Here is an 18,450-nt window from a genome sequence, read left to right as displayed (position 1 = left end):
TTCTGCGCCGGTGGCTTGAGGCGTGGCAAAAGCGTTCAGCCGCCCTCGCGCCGTTCGCGGATTTCGCGTTCGCGCAAGGGGGTTTTGTCGATCGAGCGGCCGATCTCGCGCACGCTCCACGGGGACGGTTTGCGCAGTTTGACCACGCCGTCCTTGTCGACAAAAACCATCTGGAACCCACGCGGGCGCAGCTTGGACCGGATCGCGGATCGTGCGGACGGATCGGTATCTGTTAACACGACGACATCCCGATCCCGCATTGCGTCCTCGCCGTCCAGCAACATGTCGATCTGCTGCTGGAACCGGGGATCGGCGGGAGTATCGGCGAAGACGACAATGGGCCGGTGGGTCCACATGAAATCGCTCAACTCACTGTCGCCGACAGGGCGAACATATTCATCATCAGCAGGTGTTGTTCCGTCGGCGGCCAAGGCAGCCAGCGGGATAAGTGCCGAGAAAACAAGGGCAAGCGTTTTGTTCATGGGGCCTCCTGTCCCGTTGAATATAGCCTCTGCGCCCGCGAATGCGACCGGCGAATTGCATAAGACGCTTAATTTGTCGCGCGTGGGCCATGCCCGGCATCTGCTGAACCACGATACGCACGGATTGCAGGCTGCTGCAGGCCGAACTGACGAGAGGACACCTCGATGACCGACAAGAACGACTGGCGCGCGCTGGCCGAGAAAGAATTGCGCGGACGGCCACTGGACGATCTGACCAAGGAAACGCTGGAAGGCATCAGCGTCAAACCGCTTTACACGCAGGACGACACCGACGATTTGCCGCATATGGGCACTCTGCCAGGGTTTGGCCCGTTCACGCGCGGTGTGAAGGCGACGATGTATGCCGGGCGCCCTTGGACCATTCGCCAATATGCGGGGTTCTCGACCGCCGAGGAATCAAACGCCTTCTACCGGCGCAATCTGGCTGCAGGTCAGCAGGGTGTCTCGGTCGCCTTCGATCTGGCAACGCACCGCGGCTATGACAGCGATCATCCGCGCGTTGTCGGCGATGTCGGTAAGGCCGGTGTTGCGATTGACAGCGTTGAGGATATGAAAATCCTGTTCGACGGCATCCCGCTTGACAAGGTCTCGGTTTCGATGACCATGAACGGCGCGGTCATCCCGGTTTTGGCAAGCTTCATCGTTGCGGGCGAAGAGCAGGGGCACGGCAAATCGGTCCTGTCCGGCACCATTCAGAATGACATTCTGAAAGAGTTTATGGTGCGTAACACCTACATCTACCCGCCTGAGCCGTCGATGAAGATCATCTCGGACATTATCGAGTACACCTCGAACGAGATGCCCAAGTTCAACTCGATCTCGATCTCGGGCTATCACATGCAAGAGGCTGGCGCGAACCTTGTGCAGGAGCTGGCCTATACGATCGCAGATGGGCGCGAATATGTGCGGGCTGCGCTGGATGCGGGCATGGATGTCGATAAATTCGCAGGCCGTTTGTCGTTCTTCTTTGCTATCGGCATGAATTTCTTCATGGAGATTGCGAAACTGCGCGCCGCGCGGACCCTGTGGCATCGCGTGATGACTGAATTCGGGGCGAAGTCCGAACGCTCCAAGATGCTGCGAACACACTGCCAGACCTCAGGTGTCTCGCTGCAGGAGCAGGACCCTTATAACAATGTGATCCGCACCGCATATGAGGCGATGAGCGCCGTTCTGGGCGGTACCCAGTCGCTGCACACCAACGCTTTGGACGAGGCGATTGCCCTGCCCACAGATTTCTCGGCCCGCATTGCGCGGAACACGCAGCTGGTCTTGCAGGAAGAGACCGGCGTGACTGATGTGGTCGATCCGCTGGCGGGCTCTTACTACGTGGAAAGCCTGACCAATGATCTGATCGAGAAAGCCTGGGCCCTGATGGAAGAGGTCGAGGAAATGGGCGGTATGACCAAAGCCGTCGCCTCGGGCATGCCCAAGCTACGGATCGAGGAAAGCGCCGCGCGTCGTCAGGCGATGATCGACCGGGGAGATGAGGTGATCGTCGGCGTCAACAAATACCGCAAAGAACAGGAAGACCCGATCGACATTCTGGACGTCGACAACGTGGCCGTGCGCGAATCTCAGGTCGCGCGGCTGGAAGAGATCCGCGCCACCCGCGACGAGGCCGCTTGTCAGGCCGCGTTGGACGCGCTGACCAAGGCCGCACAAGAAGGCGGAAACCTGCTGGCTGCTGCGGTCGAGGCCGCCCGCGCCCGCGCATCGGTAGGAGAGATCAGTATGGCAATGGAGAAAGAGTTCGGCCGCCACCGCGCCGAGGTGAAGACCCTGGCGGGCGTTTATGGCGCTGCGTACGAGGGTGACGAGGGCTTTGCCGCAATCCAGAAATCCATCGAAGACTTTGCCGAGGTCGAGGGGCGTCGCCCCCGTCTGTTGGTGGTCAAGATGGGACAGGACGGTCACGACCGGGGCGCCAAGGTGATCGCAACCGCCTTTGCTGATATCGGGTTTGACGTGGACGTTGGCCCTCTGTTCCAAACCCCAGCCGAGGCCGCGCAGGACGCCGTGGACAATGACGTGCATGTGGTGGGTATCTCGTCTCAGGCGGCAGGCCACAAGACGCTGGCACCGCAGCTTGTTGAGGAGCTCAAGAAAGCCGGGGCTGAGGACATCATCGTAATTTGCGGTGGGGTGATCCCGCAGCAGGACTATCAGTTCCTTTATGACAACGGGGTCAAGGCGATCTTTGGGCCGGGGACGAATATACCCGACGCTGCGCAGGACATCTTGCGCCTGATCCGCGACGCGCGGGGCTGAGACGGGGCAGGGGGCTGTCTGCCCCCTCTTTGCCTGACGGCAAATTCACCCCCGAAGGTATTTTCAAACAGAAGAAGGGCGCGGGTTTGGCTTGCGCCATTTTGTTCTGTGCGTAGGGTGTCATCGTGGAGGGCGCAATGGAGTTGGATCATATTGCGGTGGCGGGTGCCACGTTGGAAGAGGCCACGGCGCATGTAGAAGATGCGCTGGGTGTCAGACTTCAGGCCGGTGGCAAGCATGAGGCATTTGGCACGCATAATCGGTTGCTTGGCCTGAAGGACGGGTTGTATCTGGAGGCGATTGCCACCGACCCAGATGCGCCTCGGCCCGACAGGACGCGGTGGTTCGATCTGGACCGGTTCGAGGGTGCGCCACGTCTGACCAACTGGATTTGCCGCGTACCCGATATCGAGGCCTCCCTGTCCGTGTTTCCCGATGGTGTGGGGTCGCCGATTGATTTGGCCCGGGGGGCTTTGCGGTGGCGGATGGCGGTTCCGCCAAACGGGCGTTTGCCCTTTGACAACTTGTTTCCGGCGCTGATCCAGTGGCAGGGGGATCTTCACCCTGCGCGTATGTTGGAAGACCATGGGTGCCGCCTGAGACGTCTGGTTGTCTACCACCCGGATGCGTTGCTCTTGGCAGAGCAGCTGGGTCCGCTTGATCCGGTCGTTTTTGACACGGGACCAGCGTCCATGCAGGCCGAGATCGAAACGCCTCATGGGGTACGTATTTTGCGATGAGGGTCCGTCAGGCCCAGCCAGCGGATGCAGCAGAGATCGCTTTGATCACCAACGCGATTATTCGCGACACATTGGTGACCTTCACTACCGATGAACGGAACGCAGAGTCGATTGCCAGAGATATCCAGGCGCGCGGAGCGGCGTTTCTGGTGGCTGAGGATCAGAGGCAGGTCCTTGGTTTCGCAACCTATGCCCCGTTCCGATCCGGGCCGGGCTATGCCAAGTGCCGTGAGCATTCGATTCAGCTGGCAGACAATGCACGGGGCCGTGGCGTTGGGCGCGCCCTTATGGAGCGGTTGCAGCAAGTGGCCCGCAGCGAAGGGGTGCATGTTCTGGTCGCCGGGATCTCGTCGGCCAATCCGGGGGCGATCGCCTTTCATTCAACGCTGGGGTTTTCAAAGGTGGGGCACATGCCTGAAGTTGGGCACAAATGGGGTCAGTATCTGGACCTTGTGCTGATGCAGAAAATTCTTTCGCCCGAAGGATCTATCGCACCTGACAGTCCTGCAATGGGACGCTAGTGTACGCCCATGTCGATCTGGACCCGCATATCCGATGCGCTAAGCGCCCTTGCCCAAGGTGAGAGCCTGACCGCTGTTTTCGAAAAGCTGCGCTCGCCGCCCGAACGCTCGGTCGCGTTTACAATTGCAGTGATCGCGCTGGGGGCCAAGATGGCCAAGGCCGATGGACAGGTGACACGGGATGAGGTGACGGCCTTCCGCGACGTGTTCCAGATTGCGCGCGAAGATGAAGAGGGTGCGGCCCGTGTCTTCAACATGGCCCGCACCGATGTGGCGGGCTATCAGGACTATGCCCGCAAGATCGCGCGGATGTTCTCGGAGGACAGCACCACGCTGTGCGATCTCATGGAGGGGCTGTTCCATATCGCCATGGCCGACGGGTTCTATCACCCGAACGAGAACCAGTTTCTGGAAGAGGTCAGCCGCATTTTCGGACAGACGGATGCTCAGTTTCTGGCCCTGCGTGCGCGGTTTGTGCCGGATGCGCCGAACGATCCTTATGTGGTTCTGGGCGTCTCGCGCGATATGTCGATCGCTGAGATCAGGAAGGTCTGGCGCAAGCTCGTGCGGGAAACCCACCCCGACGCGATGATGTCGCGTGGTGTGCCGGAAGAGGCGATCCGCCTGGCCGAGAAGAAGATGATCGACATCAACCGCGCCTGGGATGAGATCAACGGCGCGACGGTTTAGGCGATGCGTCTGGCGACCTACAATATCGAATGGTTTGCCAACCTGTTTGATCGCAACGACAGACTGATCGTCGACGACAGCTGGTCAGGTCGGCATGACGTGACCAAGGCCCAGCAGGTCGAAGCCATCGCCAAAGTCCTCACCGCGATTGACGCGGATGCGGTTCTGGTCGTCGAAGCGCCGAATACGGGCAAACGGCAGAACACGGTGCGCGCATTGCAGGCGTTTGCCGAGGTTTTTGAACTCCGCACCTCGCAGGCGATCATGGGATTTCCCAATGATACGCATCAGGAACTGGCGCTTCTCTACGATCCAGACGTTCTATCGGTTCGCCATGACCCAAAGGTGGCAGATGACGCCCCGCGCTTTGACGCGGAGTTTCAAATAGATCTGGACGTGGATGCGACACAGGACGTGGTACAGTTCTCCAAGCCGCCAATGGAGCTGTCGGTCCAGACCAAAGCGGGGTTTGAGTTTCGCCTGATCGGCGCGCATCTGAAATCCAAGGCTCCGCATGGGGCGGGGTCACGGGATGAGGCGATCCGTATCTCGATCGCCAACCGCCGCAAGCAGTTGGCACAGGCAATCTGGTTGTCTCGTCGGGTCGCGCATCACTTGGCTGAGGATGATCCAGTGATCCTGTTGGGTGACTTAAATGACGGGCCCGGTCTGGATGAGTTCGAACATCTGTTCGGGCGCTCCTCGGTCGAGATTCTGTTGCAGGCGGGTCTCTATGATCCCCATGCGGCTACGGCGTATGGGCCGCGTCCCGGATCGGTGCCCGCGACCGCGCGGTTTGCGCGGCCCGAGAACGGCACGTTCCTTGAGGCGCTGCTGGACTACATCATGATCAGCGAGGATTTGCAGTCTCGGCGACCTGTCTGGCGCATCTGGCATCCGTTTCGAGATGCTGCCTGCTGGGCCAAACCTGACCTGCGAGAGGCCCTTTTGACCGCATCAGATCACTTCCCAGTCACGTTGGATTTTGAGCTGTGACCTTTCAACTGGGCGCGGAAAGGCTTACATTCAACATATGAAACATATTCTGATGATCGGCGCGATGGTAGCCGCTTTTGCGCTGCCTGCAGGGGCCGAGGAAGAAGATGCACCAACGCTGATGGAGCAGGGGGCCGAGTTGTTTTTCGAGGGCCTGCGCCGCGAGATGGAGCCGGCTTTGGATGAATTGCTTGGCCTTGCAGATCAATTTGGCCCCGCAATGCGATCCTTCATGCAGGAGATGGGACCTGCGCTGGCAGAGCTTGCCGCCGAGGTAAAGGATTGGAGTGTCTACGAGATGCCCGAATTCCTGCCCAATGGCGACATCATCATCCGCAAGAAACAGACCGAAGATGCGCCTGACAAACCCGAAGTTTTGCCAGAGGACCCGGACGGAGCCACAGACATCTAGGGGCAGCTCAACCCTTGATGACCACACGCACTTCGGATTTCAGGGCATTTGCCAGTGAATTCAGGCGGGACTCGGCGACTTCGTTGAACAGGGGCTGCACGGATTTGGGCAGCACCAGATCAAGCTCACGCTTTTTGGGATAGAAGCGCAGCTTGCCCACATGTGCGTCGCTGTCCATGCACAACATGGCCCCGAACCGCATCGCCTTGCCCAGAATCTCGGCCTGTTTTTGGCCCTTTTCATCCAGCAACTCATAGAGTGGCGCAAAACGGTTGCCTTCGCGTTTGTTGCGATAGCGATGTTGCAGCGCAAGGCCGATGAAAACGCGTTCGGAGTGTTTCAGCCCCCCGAGATTGGCGCGGGTGACATAGTCGAAACAGACTTCGGCGCGGTAGTCGGGATGCGCGCGCCAGCTGACGTCATGCAAAAGGCAGGCGGCCTTGATCAGACGGACCTGCGTCGCAGGCGCAGATTTGAACAAAGGCATCACAAAATCAAAGAGCGTGCGGCCCATACCGGGCAGGCGGGCGTCTTTCGCCTCTGAAAAACGGCTGGCCTCAATGAGGGGATCGCGGTCACGCTGTTCCTGCGACATCTGCTCATACAGCAGCCCTTCACGGATACCATAGCTTGAGATCGCGATATCCTTGGGTTTGAAGGTGCGGATCAGCCGCGCAAGCACATCCATCGCATAAGGGATCAGCGCCATACGAGAGCTTGAGACCCCAGCCTGACTGCGCAATTTGTCATGATCGTTCGCGTCGATGAACTTGATCGTTTCGCGCACTTGTTTAGTGGTCATGCGGTATTCGTGCAGGACGTTTAGAGGATAGCCCCGCCGCAGCATGTCCAGCCGTGCAAAGGCACGCCAACTGCCGCCCACCAAAAACAGCCGGTCGCGCTGCTGACCCATCTGGCTGTGCAGCTCTTCCATTGTGGATTTTATATGGGCCTTGCGCGCCCGTCGCCCCCCCTTGATATCGCGCAGCTTCAGCGGACCAAGGGCCGAGGTCACGCGACGGCCTACATCGCCACCTCCGATCTCGGCCAATTCCATGGACGAGCCGCCTATGTCGCAGATCAGGCCAAACGCTCCGGGCCAGCCCAGCATAACGCCCTGGGCCGACAGGCGCGCCTCTTCCTGACCGTCGATCACTGCCACATGCAGCCCGGTTTTTGCTTTCACGTCCTGACAGAATTCGGGCCCGTCTTTCGCCTCACGTACGGCTGCGGTGGCCACGACATGCAGCCCCGGCAGGCCGAGGTCTTCCGCGATCCGCTGAAAGCGCTGCAGGGCTGCCATCGCCCTCTCACGCCCGCGTGGGTTCAAGTGGCCGGTTTCGGACAGTCCCGCGCCTAGCTCGCACATGACCTTTTCGTTGTAGAAATAGGCTGGTGACCGCGCCGCGCCATCAAAGACCACCATTCGGACCGAGTTCGATCCGACATCGACCACGCCCACACGTGACAGCGCCCTTGTGCCGGGGTCGTCGAACAGAGGTCTTCCGAAAGGCCCCCAATCAGGAATGTCGGTTTCGACTGTCTGGTCCATGTCTTACCCAGAAATTTCGCTGTCAGAATGAGCAATTGGCGCGCTTGGGTCAATCATTCGGTTCGCCTTCGTCCGGGTCCATTTTCAAGACGCGGATCGCCAATGCGCGCGTGATATCCCGTTTCTCGGACAATGCAAAATCGTCCAGCTGTGCGACCACGTCGGCGGCGGTCTCAAAGCGGCGATCCATATGCTTGACCAGATAGGCAATCACCTCTGGGCCAGGGTTCAGCTGCCGGTCTACAAACAGTTTTGCAAGCACCGCGCAGAGCAGCGCATCGTCCGGTGGATCGAGCGCGACGTGATGCGCGCCCTCGACCCGGCTTTGCAGATCCGCCAGCGGCAATTGCCAGAATTTCGGCGCCAGACGACCCGTCATCAGCAGGGCGTGGCCCTCGGCCAGAACGAGATTGTGCAGGTGAAACAGCACTTTCTGCTGCTCGATATCACCTGCGATCATCGGAACGTCTTCAACCGCAATCGGGCTGCGCGCCAGATCAGGCACGTCCTCGTACCGAAGTGCCTCGGCTTTGATTATGCGCCCGCCGGTTTCAGCCGCCCAGACATGGGCCAGGTGGGTCTTACCTGCTCCTGCCGGACCGCTCAGCACCAGTTTGTTGCCGGGCCATGAGGTGGCCGAAATCATCGCAACCGCAAGCGCGTTCGCCGGGGAGACAAAGAAATCCTCTCGCCCCAGCGCGGTTTTGGCGGGCAAATCGAAGCTTAATTGTCGAGCCATTTACGCGTTGTCCTGATCCTGGCTTTCGAGGCCGGTATAAAGGCGGCTATCCAGATAAACCGACGTGCCGAACCGCGCTAGCACACCCAGCGCTGCGGCAACCGGAACGGCGACCAGCATTCCTACAAAGCCGAAAAGTGCGCCAAAGACCGACAAGGCCAGCAACAGCCAGACCGGATGCAAGCCGACCGAGTCGCCGACCAGCTTGGGCGTCAGGAAGTTGCCCTCGGTCACTTGTCCCAATGCAAAAATGCCTGCGACCAGCCCGATATGCGCCCAATCCCCCCAGAACTGGAACAACGCCAGGCCGATAGCCAACGTGCCGCCAATCAACGCGCCCAGATAGGGAATGAAGGTCACCAGCCCGGCAATGAATCCGACGATCAGGCCGAATTGCAGCCCGACCAGCATCAAGGCAACCGCATAGTAGGTGCCAAGGATCAGACAGACCGTGCCCATGCCACGCACGAATGAGGCCAGCACGTTGTCGATCTCACCGGCAAGACGTTTGATCGTGGGGGCGTGGTCGCGGGGCAGCAGCTCTCCGATCCGGGCAACCATGCGGTCCCAATCCAGCAGCAGGTAGACCGAGACGACAGGCACGATGACAAGCAGCACCACCACGTTGATTGCCGAGCCAAGCGAGGCCACAACGGATTCCAGCACATCCCCAGTCTTGGATTTTAGCGTTTCACCCAGCCCGACAAGGAACTGGTGCGAGCTGGATTCGCGGTCTAGAATCGACGGGAATTGCTTCTCGATGAAGGCGCGCAGCTCTTGGAACAGGCTGGGCACTATGTCGACCAGGTCGATCAACTGTGTGACCAGAGCTGGCACAACCATCAGAATCGCAAGCACAAATCCAAGGACGCCGACCACGGTGATGATCCCGGTGGCAGCCATCCGCGACAGCCCCAGCTTTTCCAGCCGATCGGCGACGGGGTCGAGGAAATAGGCGATTGCGCCGCCGATCACGAAGGGCAAAAGCACATCGCCCAAGGCCCACAGGATCACGACAAAGACAACTGTGGCGATGCCCCAGTATCTCAGCTGATCCTTAACCGGCAAAGCCATGGCGCATCCCTTTGTTGCACAGCGTTGCCATGTTCTTGGCCCATGACGCGCGGCGATGCAAGCGGTTCATGGGCCTCGGTTTCTGCGTATCAGTCGGTCAGCGTGCCCAGTTCCGGAGTATCCCCTGTCGCGGTCTCGTCCGGCCAGTTGGTGCGCCAGATTTCAGCGGACCAATGGCCGCAATGCACGGCGGGGCGGTCAAAGCCGGGCAGGGCGGGTAGCAGAGGCTCGACAATAGCATCATGGCGCGGAACGGCGAAATAGGGGAACGAGTACCGCTCGCGCCCTGATCGGTTGACGACGCGGTGCGGCGTGGATTTCAATCGACCGCCCGACCATAGTTCCAGCATGTCGCCGATATTGACGACGAAGCCACCGGGCGGGCAATCGGGTGTGATCCAGTCTCCGGTGCGGGTTTGTACCTCGAGCCCTCCGACGGGGTCGGGGGCGATGATGGTCAGGGCATCTGTGTCCTTGTGCGGATGGATGCCATAACCCCCCTCATCCGGCGCCTGCGGAGGGTAGTGCAGCAGGGTCATGTTGGTCATCGGATCGCGGAACGCGTCGCGCAATTGGCGTTCCGGCAAGTCCAGCCCGGTTTCGAGCGCTGCGAGCAGAAGGTCTGCCACGTCGTCCAGCATCGACCAGTAGGTCAGGATGACATCGCGCGACCCCGGTACTTCGACTGGCCAGATGTTTGGGCCGTACAGCCCGCAGTCCTGACGGATCGCAGCATCAGCGTCGACTTCGTGATGCAGCTTGTAGCCTTCGTATTTGTCGGCTTTGCCCGAGCCGTCATTTGGCGTGAAGAACCCCATCGGGATGAACCCGCGATAGTTCTCGCGGGTGATGGCTTGTTGCCATTTAGAGGCCTCTTCGACCGCAAAGATCGCGCGCGCCATGCCGCGCACTTCATCAACAATTGCTTGGGGAATGCCAGTGCCGGTGATCGATAGAAATCCTATCTCCGTGCAGGCTTCCATGATCTGTTGAACGGTTTGGTCGTGGTCAGGATGCGCGGCGTCGCGCAAAGGGCTGAGGTCGATTGTCGGAATGTAGTCCATCAGTGAATCCTGACGCCTTGCCGATCCAGTTCAGCGTGAACAGGGGCGAGGTTCATGCTGTGCAGCTCCTGATTGCTTTTCAATGACAAGGCCGCCGCGATGCCAGCCCCTTGTCCCATGACCGCGCAGCACGCCATGTTGCGCGTGGCCGCATGAGCCACCTTGTCGGCGCCGTGCGAACGTCCGGCAACCAAAAGCCCCTTGATCCCTTTGGGCAGCATCGACCGATATGGCACCTGCATATAGCGGCCAGTGGTCGGCAGGATCAGGATGCCGTAGCCGTCGATGAACTCGGGATAGATACCAATCGTATCCTCGAACCGGCCCTGATGGCGCGCGTCATTTTCGGTCATGTTGTAGACCGCGTCGATCTTGCGGGTGTCGCGGATGCCGATGGTCATCCCGAAATTCCGCAGTCGCGCGTTTTCGCATCCGGGCATGAAGCGACGCAGCGCCTCAATGGCGAGCATGGATTGACGCCGGCCTTCGATCTCACCCTTTGTGAGGCTGTCAGGGTCGGTGCCGTCGATTTCAGCCAGATGGATGAGGTTCATATAGGTCAGCTCACCCGTGTCGTGCATCGCGCCCCAGGTGCCTGCGATCGTGTTTAGATGCGGCGGGATCAACCCCTCATCAATCGCCTGCTGGAAAGGTTTGTGAACGAAGGGAGAGAACATGTCGTCCTCTTTGCCCGAGGTTTCGATGTTCCATTCGCCACCGCCACCCCAGTCTTTATAGGTCTGCGGGTCGGCCTTGACGCCTTCCATAAAGGCGCGTTTGTCGACACCAGCGAGATGGAACATGACCGAGGCGGCCATCATATCCTCGCGCGCGGTTTTGTGTGTGGGGGCACCGGCGCGGTGGGCGACATCTGCGTCTCCGGTCGCGTCTATTACGACCTTGGCCAGAATTGCCTCGCGCCCGGCTTTGGATTCGGTGATGATGCCGGTGATCCGGTCGCCCTCCATGATCGGGGCGACGAACTGACGGTGCAGCATCGGGTGCACGCCTGCCTCTTCGACCAGCTTGTCGGCCACCAGCTTGAATCCTTCGCTGTCCAGCTCATAGCTGAGCGATTGGCTTTCCGGCACGGCGGCGCCCATGTCTTTGGCGCGGGTCTCGAACTCCATGCCGAGGCCCCCAGCCTCGACCGTTTGTTCGTGGCGGTACCAGGCGAATCCTTCCACGCCCACGGCGGTGATATTGCCGCCCATACAGCCGAAACGATCGACCAGCGACACTTCGGCCCCTGCGCGTGCGGCAGCCAAGGCGGCGGCCAGACCAGCGGGGCCAGAGCCTACGACCAGAACATCCGTTTGGTGAACAACGGGGATTTGACGGGCGGGTTCCGAGATTGTCTGCATCGGGGCCTCATGATTTTACATTTCCGTCACACTTTAGGTTCCTGATTGGCGGGTCAATAAAAAATGCGACGGACCTGAGGTCGCAAAATCACCAATGGCCGATTGCCCCCGGCGGGGGTTTGGCATAATCACCTTGAAAAGCTCAAATCCACCTTTGAAGGTCACCCAATGCGCCTTAGCCGTTACTTTCTGCCCGTTCTCAAGGAAAACCCCTCCGAGGCCCAGATCGTCAGCCACCGGCTGATGTTGCGCGCCGGGATGATCAAGCAGGCTGCGGCCGGGATCTATTCCTGGTTGCCGCTGGGCTTCAAAGTGCTGCGCAAGCTGGAAAACATTGTGCATGAGGAACAGGCGCGGGCAGGCCATATCGCGATCCAGATGCCAATCCTGCAATCGGCGGACCTGTGGCGCGAATCCGGTCGCTATGATGACTACGGCCAAGAGATGCTGCGGATGCAGGACCGTCACGGTCGCGACATGCTGTATACGCCCACGGCCGAGGAACTGGTGACCGACATCTTCCGCGGCCATGTCAGCAGCTACAAGGACCTGCCGCTGACCCTCTACCAGATCCAGTGGAAATTCCGCGATGAAATCCGCCCGCGTTTCGGTGTGATGCGGGGGCGTGAATTCTACATGAAGGACGGCTATAATTTCGACCTGACCAAAGAGGATGCGCTGCACGCCTATAACCGCCATCTGGTCAGCTACCTGCGCACCTACGAACGGATGGGGCTGCAAGCCATTCCAATGCGTGCCGATTCCGGCCCGATTGGTGGCGATGACACGCATGAATTCTTGGTGCTGGCCGACACCGGTGAATCCGAGGTCTTCTATGACAGCGCCGTCACAGACCTGACCTTTGGCGACCGTCAGATCGACTATGATGACCGGGCGCAATGTCAGGCGATTTTGGAGGAGTTCACCTCAAAATACGCGCGCACCGACGAAACCCATGATGAGGCTCTGTTCAATCAGGTCCCAGAAGAGCGCCGCCGCGTGGCGCGTGGGATCGAAGTGGGGCAGATCTTCTACTTCGGCACCAAGTACTCCGAGGCCATGGGCGCGACTGTTCAAGGCCCCGATGGCAAGCCGACCCCGGTTCATATGGGTAGCCATGGTATCGGCGTCAGCCGCCTGATCGGTGCGATCATCGAGGCCAGCCATGACGACAAGGGCATCATCTGGCCCGAAGGCGTAACCCCGTTCCATTGCGGCATCGTCAATCTGAAACAAGGTGATGAAGAGGCGGATGCGGCCTGTGACAAGCTCTATGGCGCTCTGACCGCTCTGGGTCTTGAGCCGCTCTATGACGACCGCAATGAGAGGGCAGGGGGCAAGTTCGCCACCATGGACCTGATCGGTCTGCCATGGCGCATCACCGTCGGGCCGCGTGGCCTGAAAAACGGTGTGGTCGAGTTGACCTGTCGCCGCACAGGCGAAAGCGAAGAACTGAGCCCCGAAGCCGCCGTCACCAAAATTGCCGGGATTTATGAGCAGATCGCCTGATCCGCTCATCTCGGTCATCACTGCGACCTACAACCTGCTGTCCCAAGGGCGGCAGGACAGTTTCAAAGGCGTTGTGGATTGCATGCAGCGCCAGAATTGCGCGCGAGCCGAGCATATCATTCAAGACGGCGCCTCAACCGACGGCACCGTCGCTCTGTTGCACGAGTTGACCGAAGGGATACCGCGCACGACCGTGATCAGTGAACCGGATGGCGGTTTGTATGACGCGATGAACAAGGGCGCGCATGCAGCAAAGGGCGAGTACCTTTTGTTCCTGAACTCAGACGACTCGCTGGCCTCGGATGATATTCTCAACCAAGCCGCAGATCGGCTGGAGGCGACCAAGCCTGACTTCCTGTATGGCTCAACGTTGCGCCGTTATGAGGATGGTGGCGAAACGATGGAAAAGCGGATGTCGCTGAAAGCCATCCTGCAGCGCATGCCGTTCTGCCATAACTCGGTCTTCATTCGTCGTGATGTGTTTCAGGCGCTGGGCGGGCACGATAGCCAGTTCCGTATTGCTGCCGACTATGATCTGATGCTGCGTCTGATCGGTTCGGGCTATCAGGGTGAGCGTATGGATGATCCGATCTCACTGTTCTGGGATCGAGGCGCGACCAGTGATCAGGATGCGACCGGCAAGGATTACGCTCGGGTCTGGATGAACTACTACACGGGATTCAAATCCGCGAAAGCCCTCAGTCTGGATGATTTCGCCGGGTTCTATCGACGTGGCCACATGCCGGCCCGTCTGATCTGGGAACTGTTACGGCGACCTGACACACCCGAGCCGATCAAGACCGCCGCGCGCCACAGTCTGGCAAAAACCTTGCGCCGGTCCGTTCAATTCTGGCGCAGCTACTAGGCCCGTACGATCGGACGCGCAGTCAGAATGTCTCCGTCTGCATCATTCCCGCGGGCCACAACGATCGGACGCCCCATGCGGCGTACCAGTTCCCGAAGCTCAAAACCCAAAAATCGTATTCCACAGACGCGTGCGCCGGTGTCACGGTCGGTTACGCACAGGCGTCCCTTGCGAAAGGCAAGGCGATAGCCTTTGTCCCTTAGGACCTCGGTCAAATTGTTCCAGCTAACTGCGCTTGCAAAGATCGGACGGATCGCCGCACGAAGCAGTGCCGCAGTCTCACAATCCAAATCTGATGAAGGTTTGTGGGCCAAAATCGGGCCCGTCCCAAGTTTTGTATTTTGAATATTCATGAGCGACCCCCGCTCTTTCAAATGTGTTCCCCCAAAGTCAGGGTGACAAAGTTTCTGATATTAAGCAAAAAGCGAAATAAAATTGCTCAATTGTTGTGGCATTTTGAGTTCAGTGCCTCACGCAATGCCGATATTGACTTCATAGCTGAAACAATAGCGGCCTGTCTGTGAAGGTCGTCACAACCTCTGGTGTAACCAATTGGCGGGCAAGACTACTTTTACCCTGCCAAAGGACCGGCAAGTGATTCGTTTCGATCTGAAGGCAGTGCAATTTGACCTCGGCGGATTTGCTGATAGACGAGGGCACGCCCCAGAGAAAGGCCGCAGGTTCGTGCTGAGTTTCGCCACTATCGTCTATTCCAAGGACTATCCGCTGCTCAGGCTTCAGGCGATGTCTATGGCCCGGTTTGTTGCGCCGGATCAGGTGGCCTCGATCCATATCGTTCTGAACGATGTAGATGAGGCTGGATTGGCGGCCAAGATCGAACCGATCCTTCAGCACTATGGCCCGCTGCGCCCTAAGGTGCGGATTCTGAAGGGCGAAGAGGCGTTGCTGGGCGAGGGGCACACTGCCAGGAGGCCGCTGAAAGATCGTATCCTTATCGAAGACCGCTATCGCCTTCCCCTGATCCGCAAAGGCGGATGGAGGGGCAACAATGGCTACCGCATGCAACAGGTACTGAAACTGGGCGCGGCGCGGATGGCAGAGGCCGAGAACATCGTCATTCTCGATACCAAGAACCTGTTCCTGCGGTCGTTCGAAGAAGGCGAGTTCTTCTCACCCCAAGGACCAGCACGTATTCAGTTCATGCCAGTTCAAAGCGATTATCACCGCAATTGGTTGCTCCAGAGCCTTGAAGCTTTGGGTGTTGAACAAACGCTGACGGACGACCTGCGTACCACGACGTTTTCAACGCCCTTTCCGGTACGCCGGACGCTGATCCTTTCGCTGCTTGATGAGATCAATACACGCTACGGCTCGGTTCAGGCGCTGTTCGCGTCTAAACGGCGGCCATCGGAGTTCATGTTGATGAACGCGTTCTGTCTGAAGTCACGTGATGGCTATGCGCCGTGGTTCGAACCCGCTGACCCTGCGCATATTGGGATGTGGCCGACTTATTCCACGGATGAGCTGGCCAAGCTGGTCGCGCGGCTGCAGGACGACAGATCGCTGACCCTCGGGTTGCACAACAGGGCGGTTGCAAACTTGCCAGAGGATTTGCGCGGGCAAGTCTATGCGGCCCTTGAAACGCGTGGCATATGCGATCGCCAGGTGACCGAAGAGGTTCTGCAGCAAACTTCCGCGCTTTCGAGCTGACCCATAAGGACAAGCGGCTTGACCCTCGGGCGAAATGCCGAGAGGGTCGCGCCAAACCAGAAAATGACCCGGAGCAGGCATGGCCAAAACACCCCCGCCTTTCGCCCCTTTTGAATGGAAGATCGCCTGGCGCTACCTGCGCGCGCGTCGGGCCGAGGGTGGCGTGAGCGTAATGACCTGGATCTCGCTGATCGGGATCACGCTGGCTGTTTTTGCCCTTATTGCGACCCTAGCGGTGCGCTCGGGGTTCCGGGCTGAATTCGTTGGCACCATTCTGGGGGCTAACGCACATGTGACGGTCTATTCCTCGGGTGAGATCGACGCGCAGGGACGGGTTGACCGGACCATTGCAGATTTTGAGGAGCGTACTGCGCGTTTGGCGCAGGTTCCCGGCGTTGAACGGGTCGCCCCCTTGGTCAAAGGGCAGGTGCTGATCACCAACCGCGACCGCAGCAGTGGGGTTCAGGTGTTCGGGATGCGCCCCGACGATCTGCGTGACTTGCCGGGTATTGCCGAAAGCGAGGAAGCGGTTGGCGATCTGTCCGCGTTTCAGACGGGCGAAGACGTCATCGCCATCGGCTCCGGCGTAGCACGCAGCATCGGCGCCACGGTTGGCGACACCGTCAAACTGACTTCACCCAACGGAGTCAAGACGGCCTTTGGAACCTCACCAAGGGTAAACGCCTATCGCGTTGTCTACGTGTTCTCGGCCGGGCGCTACGATATCGACCGCACGCGGGTTTACATGCCGTTCTCGCAGGCGCAGAGTTTCTTCAATCGTGAGGGCGTCGCCGACGAGATCGAGGTCATGGTCGAGCGCCCCGAAGACCTCAATCCGATCCTGATCCCCATCCTTGAAGCCGCAGGCGAGCGCAGCCAAATCTGGACGTGGCAGGACGCCTCGGGCGGGTTCTTGCGCGCGTTGGAGGTCGAGGACAACGTGATGTTCATCATCCTGTCGATCCTTGTCCTCATTGCGGCGATGAACATCGTCTCCGGCCTGATTATGCTGGTCAAAAACAAGGGCCGGGACATCGGTATCCTGCGCACTATCGGTCTCAGCGAGGGCTCGGTCCTGCGGGTGTTTTTCATCTGCGGCGCGTTCACGGGCATCATCGGCACGGTCATGGGCGTGATACTGGGCTGCCTCTTCGCGCTCTACATCGACCCGATTTTCTCGTTTGTGAACTACGCCATGGGCGGCGGTGTCTGGGATCCATCCATTCGTGGGATCTACGCGTTGCCCGCCGAGCTAAACGTCAGTGACGTTCTCAAGGCGATTGGCCTGTCTCTGGGCCTGTCTTTCTTTGTCACCTATTTCCCCGCCCGCCGCGCCGCGCGGCTGAACCCGGTTGAGGCGCTGCGCTATGAATGATGTGAGCTTGCGGCTGAACGGCCTGACGAAAACCTACCTAAAGGGAACCCCCGGTGAGGTGCAGGTTTTGCGCGGGATTGATCTGGAGTTGCAGGCAGGGGAGGCCGTCGCGCTTGTTGCGCCATCGGGTGCGGGCAAGTCGACCCTTTTGCATATCGCCGGGCTGCTGGACACGCCGGACAGCGGTAACGTTGAGATTGCGGGTCAGGATCTTGCAGGAAAAGGCGACCGTACGCGCACGGCTGTGCGGCGTCAGGATGTCGGGTTCGTCTACCAGTTCCACCACCTGCTGCCCGAGTTCACAGCGCTCGAGAACATCACTCTGCCACAACTCGCCAACGGTGTGTCCGAGCGGGATGCGCAGGACAGGGCAATGTCCCTGTTGGACCGCGTCGGAGTGGCCCAACGCGCCGATCACCGACCAGCGGCACTATCCGGGGGTGAACAGCAACGGGTCGCGTTCTGCCGCGCTCTGGCCAACGCGCCGCGCGTTTTGCTGGCGGATGAGCCGACGGGCAACCTTGATCCGGATACATCGGATCAGGTGTTCGAGGCCCTGATGACTTTGGTTCGCGACCAGGGCCTATCTGCTCTGATCGCCACGCACAATCTGGACCTGGCCGCGCGAATGGACCGTATCGTCAGACTGGAAGGTGGGGTGCTCAAGCCAGTTGAGTGATCGCCACTCCGATTGCCATCACCGCAATTCCTCCTGCGCGCATCAGGGTAAGTGGCGTGACCTGCGCGCCGAACAGGCCGAAATGGTCAATGGCGGCTGTGCTGATCAATTGCCCCAGAAGGACAAAGAACACGGCATTGCCGACGCCGAAATGCGGCGCGACATGGGTGATCGACAGAACGTAGAAGGCGATCAGAACGCCCGCGAGCAACAGGTGTTTCGGGGCCTGCGCCACTTTTGACAGCGCCTCAAAACCGGGAAAGACCACCATCACCAGCGCGGAAGACCCGAAGGCGATGGCAAACAGGATCACAGCCGCTGTGGTCGGCGAGCCGATAAGCTTGCCGAGGGCCGCGTTCAAAGCTGCAAGGATTGGGACTCCGATCCCGGCGGCCAACATGATGGCTGCGTATTGTGTCATGGCC

General features: G+C 59.6%; 19 protein-coding genes. 11 read left to right on the top strand and 8 right to left on the bottom strand.

The window, feature by feature from the left end:
* Positions 1 to 35 precede the first annotated feature (35 nt).
* Complete coding sequence (locus ACR0NO_RS06655; protein WP_170639402.1) at positions 36 to 482, bottom strand: DUF4174 domain-containing protein; 447 nt, start codon at positions 480 to 482, stop codon at positions 36 to 38.
* Between the two features lie 165 nt (positions 483 to 647).
* On the opposite strand from ACR0NO_RS06655, the gene scpA reads away from it, so the two are divergent.
* The 6 genes from scpA to ACR0NO_RS06625 all read left to right on the top strand — a co-directional run bounded on the left by scpA (position 648) and on the right by ACR0NO_RS06625 (position 6,133).
* Complete coding sequence (scpA, locus tag ACR0NO_RS06650; protein WP_480723405.1) at positions 648 to 2,774, top strand: methylmalonyl-CoA mutase; 2,127 nt, start codon at positions 648 to 650, stop codon at positions 2,772 to 2,774.
* A gap of 137 nt (positions 2,775 to 2,911) precedes the next feature.
* Positions 2,912 to 3,514: a VOC family protein gene (locus ACR0NO_RS06645; RefSeq protein ID WP_480723404.1), complete on the top strand. Its 603-nt coding sequence runs from the start codon at positions 2,912 to 2,914 to the stop codon at positions 3,512 to 3,514.
* Positions 3,511 to 4,035 (top strand): N-acetyltransferase family protein, encoded by a 525-nt coding sequence (locus tag ACR0NO_RS06640; protein WP_480723403.1) that lies wholly within the window; start codon positions 3,511 to 3,513, stop codon positions 4,033 to 4,035. The genes ACR0NO_RS06645 and ACR0NO_RS06640 overlap by 4 nt, the downstream gene beginning before the upstream one ends.
* Before the next feature lie 9 nt (positions 4,036 to 4,044).
* On the top strand, positions 4,045 to 4,725 hold the full coding sequence (locus tag ACR0NO_RS06635; RefSeq protein ID WP_170665555.1) for a TerB family tellurite resistance protein: 681 nt from the start codon (positions 4,045 to 4,047) through the stop codon (positions 4,723 to 4,725).
* 3 nt (positions 4,726 to 4,728) lie between these two features.
* Positions 4,729 to 5,721, top strand: coding sequence for an endonuclease/exonuclease/phosphatase family protein (locus ACR0NO_RS06630; RefSeq protein WP_480723402.1), 993 nt, complete (start codon positions 4,729 to 4,731; stop codon positions 5,719 to 5,721).
* 37 nt (positions 5,722 to 5,758) lie between these two features.
* The gene (locus ACR0NO_RS06625; protein ID WP_480723401.1) at positions 5,759 to 6,133 is read left to right on the top strand and encodes a hypothetical protein; all 375 of its coding nucleotides are present in this window, start codon (positions 5,759 to 5,761) and stop codon (positions 6,131 to 6,133) included.
* Positions 6,134 to 6,140: 7 nt separating this feature from the next.
* Here ACR0NO_RS06625 and ACR0NO_RS06620 read toward each other — a convergent pair whose 3' ends face one another.
* The 5 genes from ACR0NO_RS06620 to ACR0NO_RS06600 all read right to left on the bottom strand — a co-directional run bounded on the left by ACR0NO_RS06620 (position 6,141) and on the right by ACR0NO_RS06600 (position 11,926).
* Positions 6,141 to 7,685 (bottom strand): Ppx/GppA family phosphatase, encoded by a 1,545-nt coding sequence (locus ACR0NO_RS06620; protein WP_480723400.1) that lies wholly within the window; start codon positions 7,683 to 7,685, stop codon positions 6,141 to 6,143.
* 49 nt (positions 7,686 to 7,734) lie between these two features.
* Positions 7,735 to 8,424: a GTPase domain-containing protein gene (locus ACR0NO_RS06615; protein WP_170462002.1), complete on the bottom strand. Its 690-nt coding sequence runs from the start codon at positions 8,422 to 8,424 to the stop codon at positions 7,735 to 7,737.
* Positions 8,425 to 9,498: an AI-2E family transporter gene (locus tag ACR0NO_RS06610; protein ID WP_170378059.1), complete on the bottom strand. Its 1,074-nt coding sequence runs from the start codon at positions 9,496 to 9,498 to the stop codon at positions 8,425 to 8,427.
* A gap of 89 nt (positions 9,499 to 9,587) precedes the next feature.
* Complete coding sequence (locus ACR0NO_RS06605) at positions 9,588 to 10,562, bottom strand: isopenicillin N synthase family dioxygenase (RefSeq protein ID WP_480723399.1); 975 nt, start codon at positions 10,560 to 10,562, stop codon at positions 9,588 to 9,590.
* The gene (locus ACR0NO_RS06600) at positions 10,562 to 11,926 is read right to left on the bottom strand and encodes an FAD-dependent oxidoreductase (protein WP_480723398.1); all 1,365 of its coding nucleotides are present in this window, start codon (positions 11,924 to 11,926) and stop codon (positions 10,562 to 10,564) included. The genes ACR0NO_RS06605 and ACR0NO_RS06600 overlap by 1 nt, the downstream gene beginning before the upstream one ends.
* 168 nt (positions 11,927 to 12,094) lie before the next feature.
* On the opposite strand from ACR0NO_RS06600, the gene proS reads away from it, so the two are divergent.
* Together proS and ACR0NO_RS06590 are read left to right on the top strand one after the other, a co-directional pair.
* On the top strand, positions 12,095 to 13,435 hold the full coding sequence (gene proS, locus ACR0NO_RS06595) for a proline--tRNA ligase (RefSeq protein WP_480723397.1): 1,341 nt from the start codon (positions 12,095 to 12,097) through the stop codon (positions 13,433 to 13,435).
* Positions 13,419 to 14,300 (top strand): glycosyltransferase family 2 protein, encoded by an 882-nt coding sequence (locus tag ACR0NO_RS06590; RefSeq protein ID WP_480723396.1) that lies wholly within the window; start codon positions 13,419 to 13,421, stop codon positions 14,298 to 14,300. The genes proS and ACR0NO_RS06590 overlap by 17 nt, the downstream gene beginning before the upstream one ends.
* Here ACR0NO_RS06590 and ACR0NO_RS06585 read toward each other — a convergent pair.
* Positions 14,297 to 14,653 carry a hypothetical protein gene (locus tag ACR0NO_RS06585; protein WP_170660052.1) on the bottom strand — a complete coding sequence of 119 codons (357 nt, stop codon included), beginning with the start codon at positions 14,651 to 14,653 and terminating at the stop codon, positions 14,297 to 14,299. The genes ACR0NO_RS06590 and ACR0NO_RS06585 overlap by 4 nt on opposite strands.
* Before the next feature lie 241 nt (positions 14,654 to 14,894).
* On the opposite strand from ACR0NO_RS06585, the gene ACR0NO_RS06580 reads away from it, so the two are divergent.
* The 3 genes from ACR0NO_RS06580 (at position 14,895) to ACR0NO_RS06570 (ending at position 18,025) form a co-directional block, all read left to right on the top strand.
* Complete coding sequence (locus ACR0NO_RS06580) at positions 14,895 to 15,971, top strand: DUF6492 family protein (protein ID WP_480723395.1); 1,077 nt, start codon at positions 14,895 to 14,897, stop codon at positions 15,969 to 15,971.
* A gap of 79 nt (positions 15,972 to 16,050) precedes the next feature.
* A complete protein-coding gene (locus ACR0NO_RS06575; RefSeq protein WP_170639414.1) occupies positions 16,051 to 17,346 on the top strand; it encodes a lipoprotein-releasing ABC transporter permease subunit in 1,296 nt (431 codons plus the stop codon).
* Complete coding sequence (locus tag ACR0NO_RS06570; RefSeq protein WP_170639415.1) at positions 17,339 to 18,025, top strand: ABC transporter ATP-binding protein; 687 nt, start codon at positions 17,339 to 17,341, stop codon at positions 18,023 to 18,025. Before ACR0NO_RS06575 ends, ACR0NO_RS06570 begins: the two co-directional genes overlap by 8 nt.
* Here the strand turns inward: ACR0NO_RS06570 and ACR0NO_RS06565 are convergent.
* The gene (locus ACR0NO_RS06565; protein ID WP_170461979.1) at positions 18,009 to 18,446 is read right to left on the bottom strand and encodes a DMT family transporter; all 438 of its coding nucleotides are present in this window, start codon (positions 18,444 to 18,446) and stop codon (positions 18,009 to 18,011) included. The genes ACR0NO_RS06570 and ACR0NO_RS06565 overlap by 17 nt on opposite strands.
* Positions 18,447 to 18,450: the final 4 nt, after the last annotated feature.

The sequence above is a fragment of the Ruegeria sp. CL3 genome, assembly GCF_056536505.1.
This window is presented reverse-complemented; position numbering and strand designations above follow the sequence as displayed.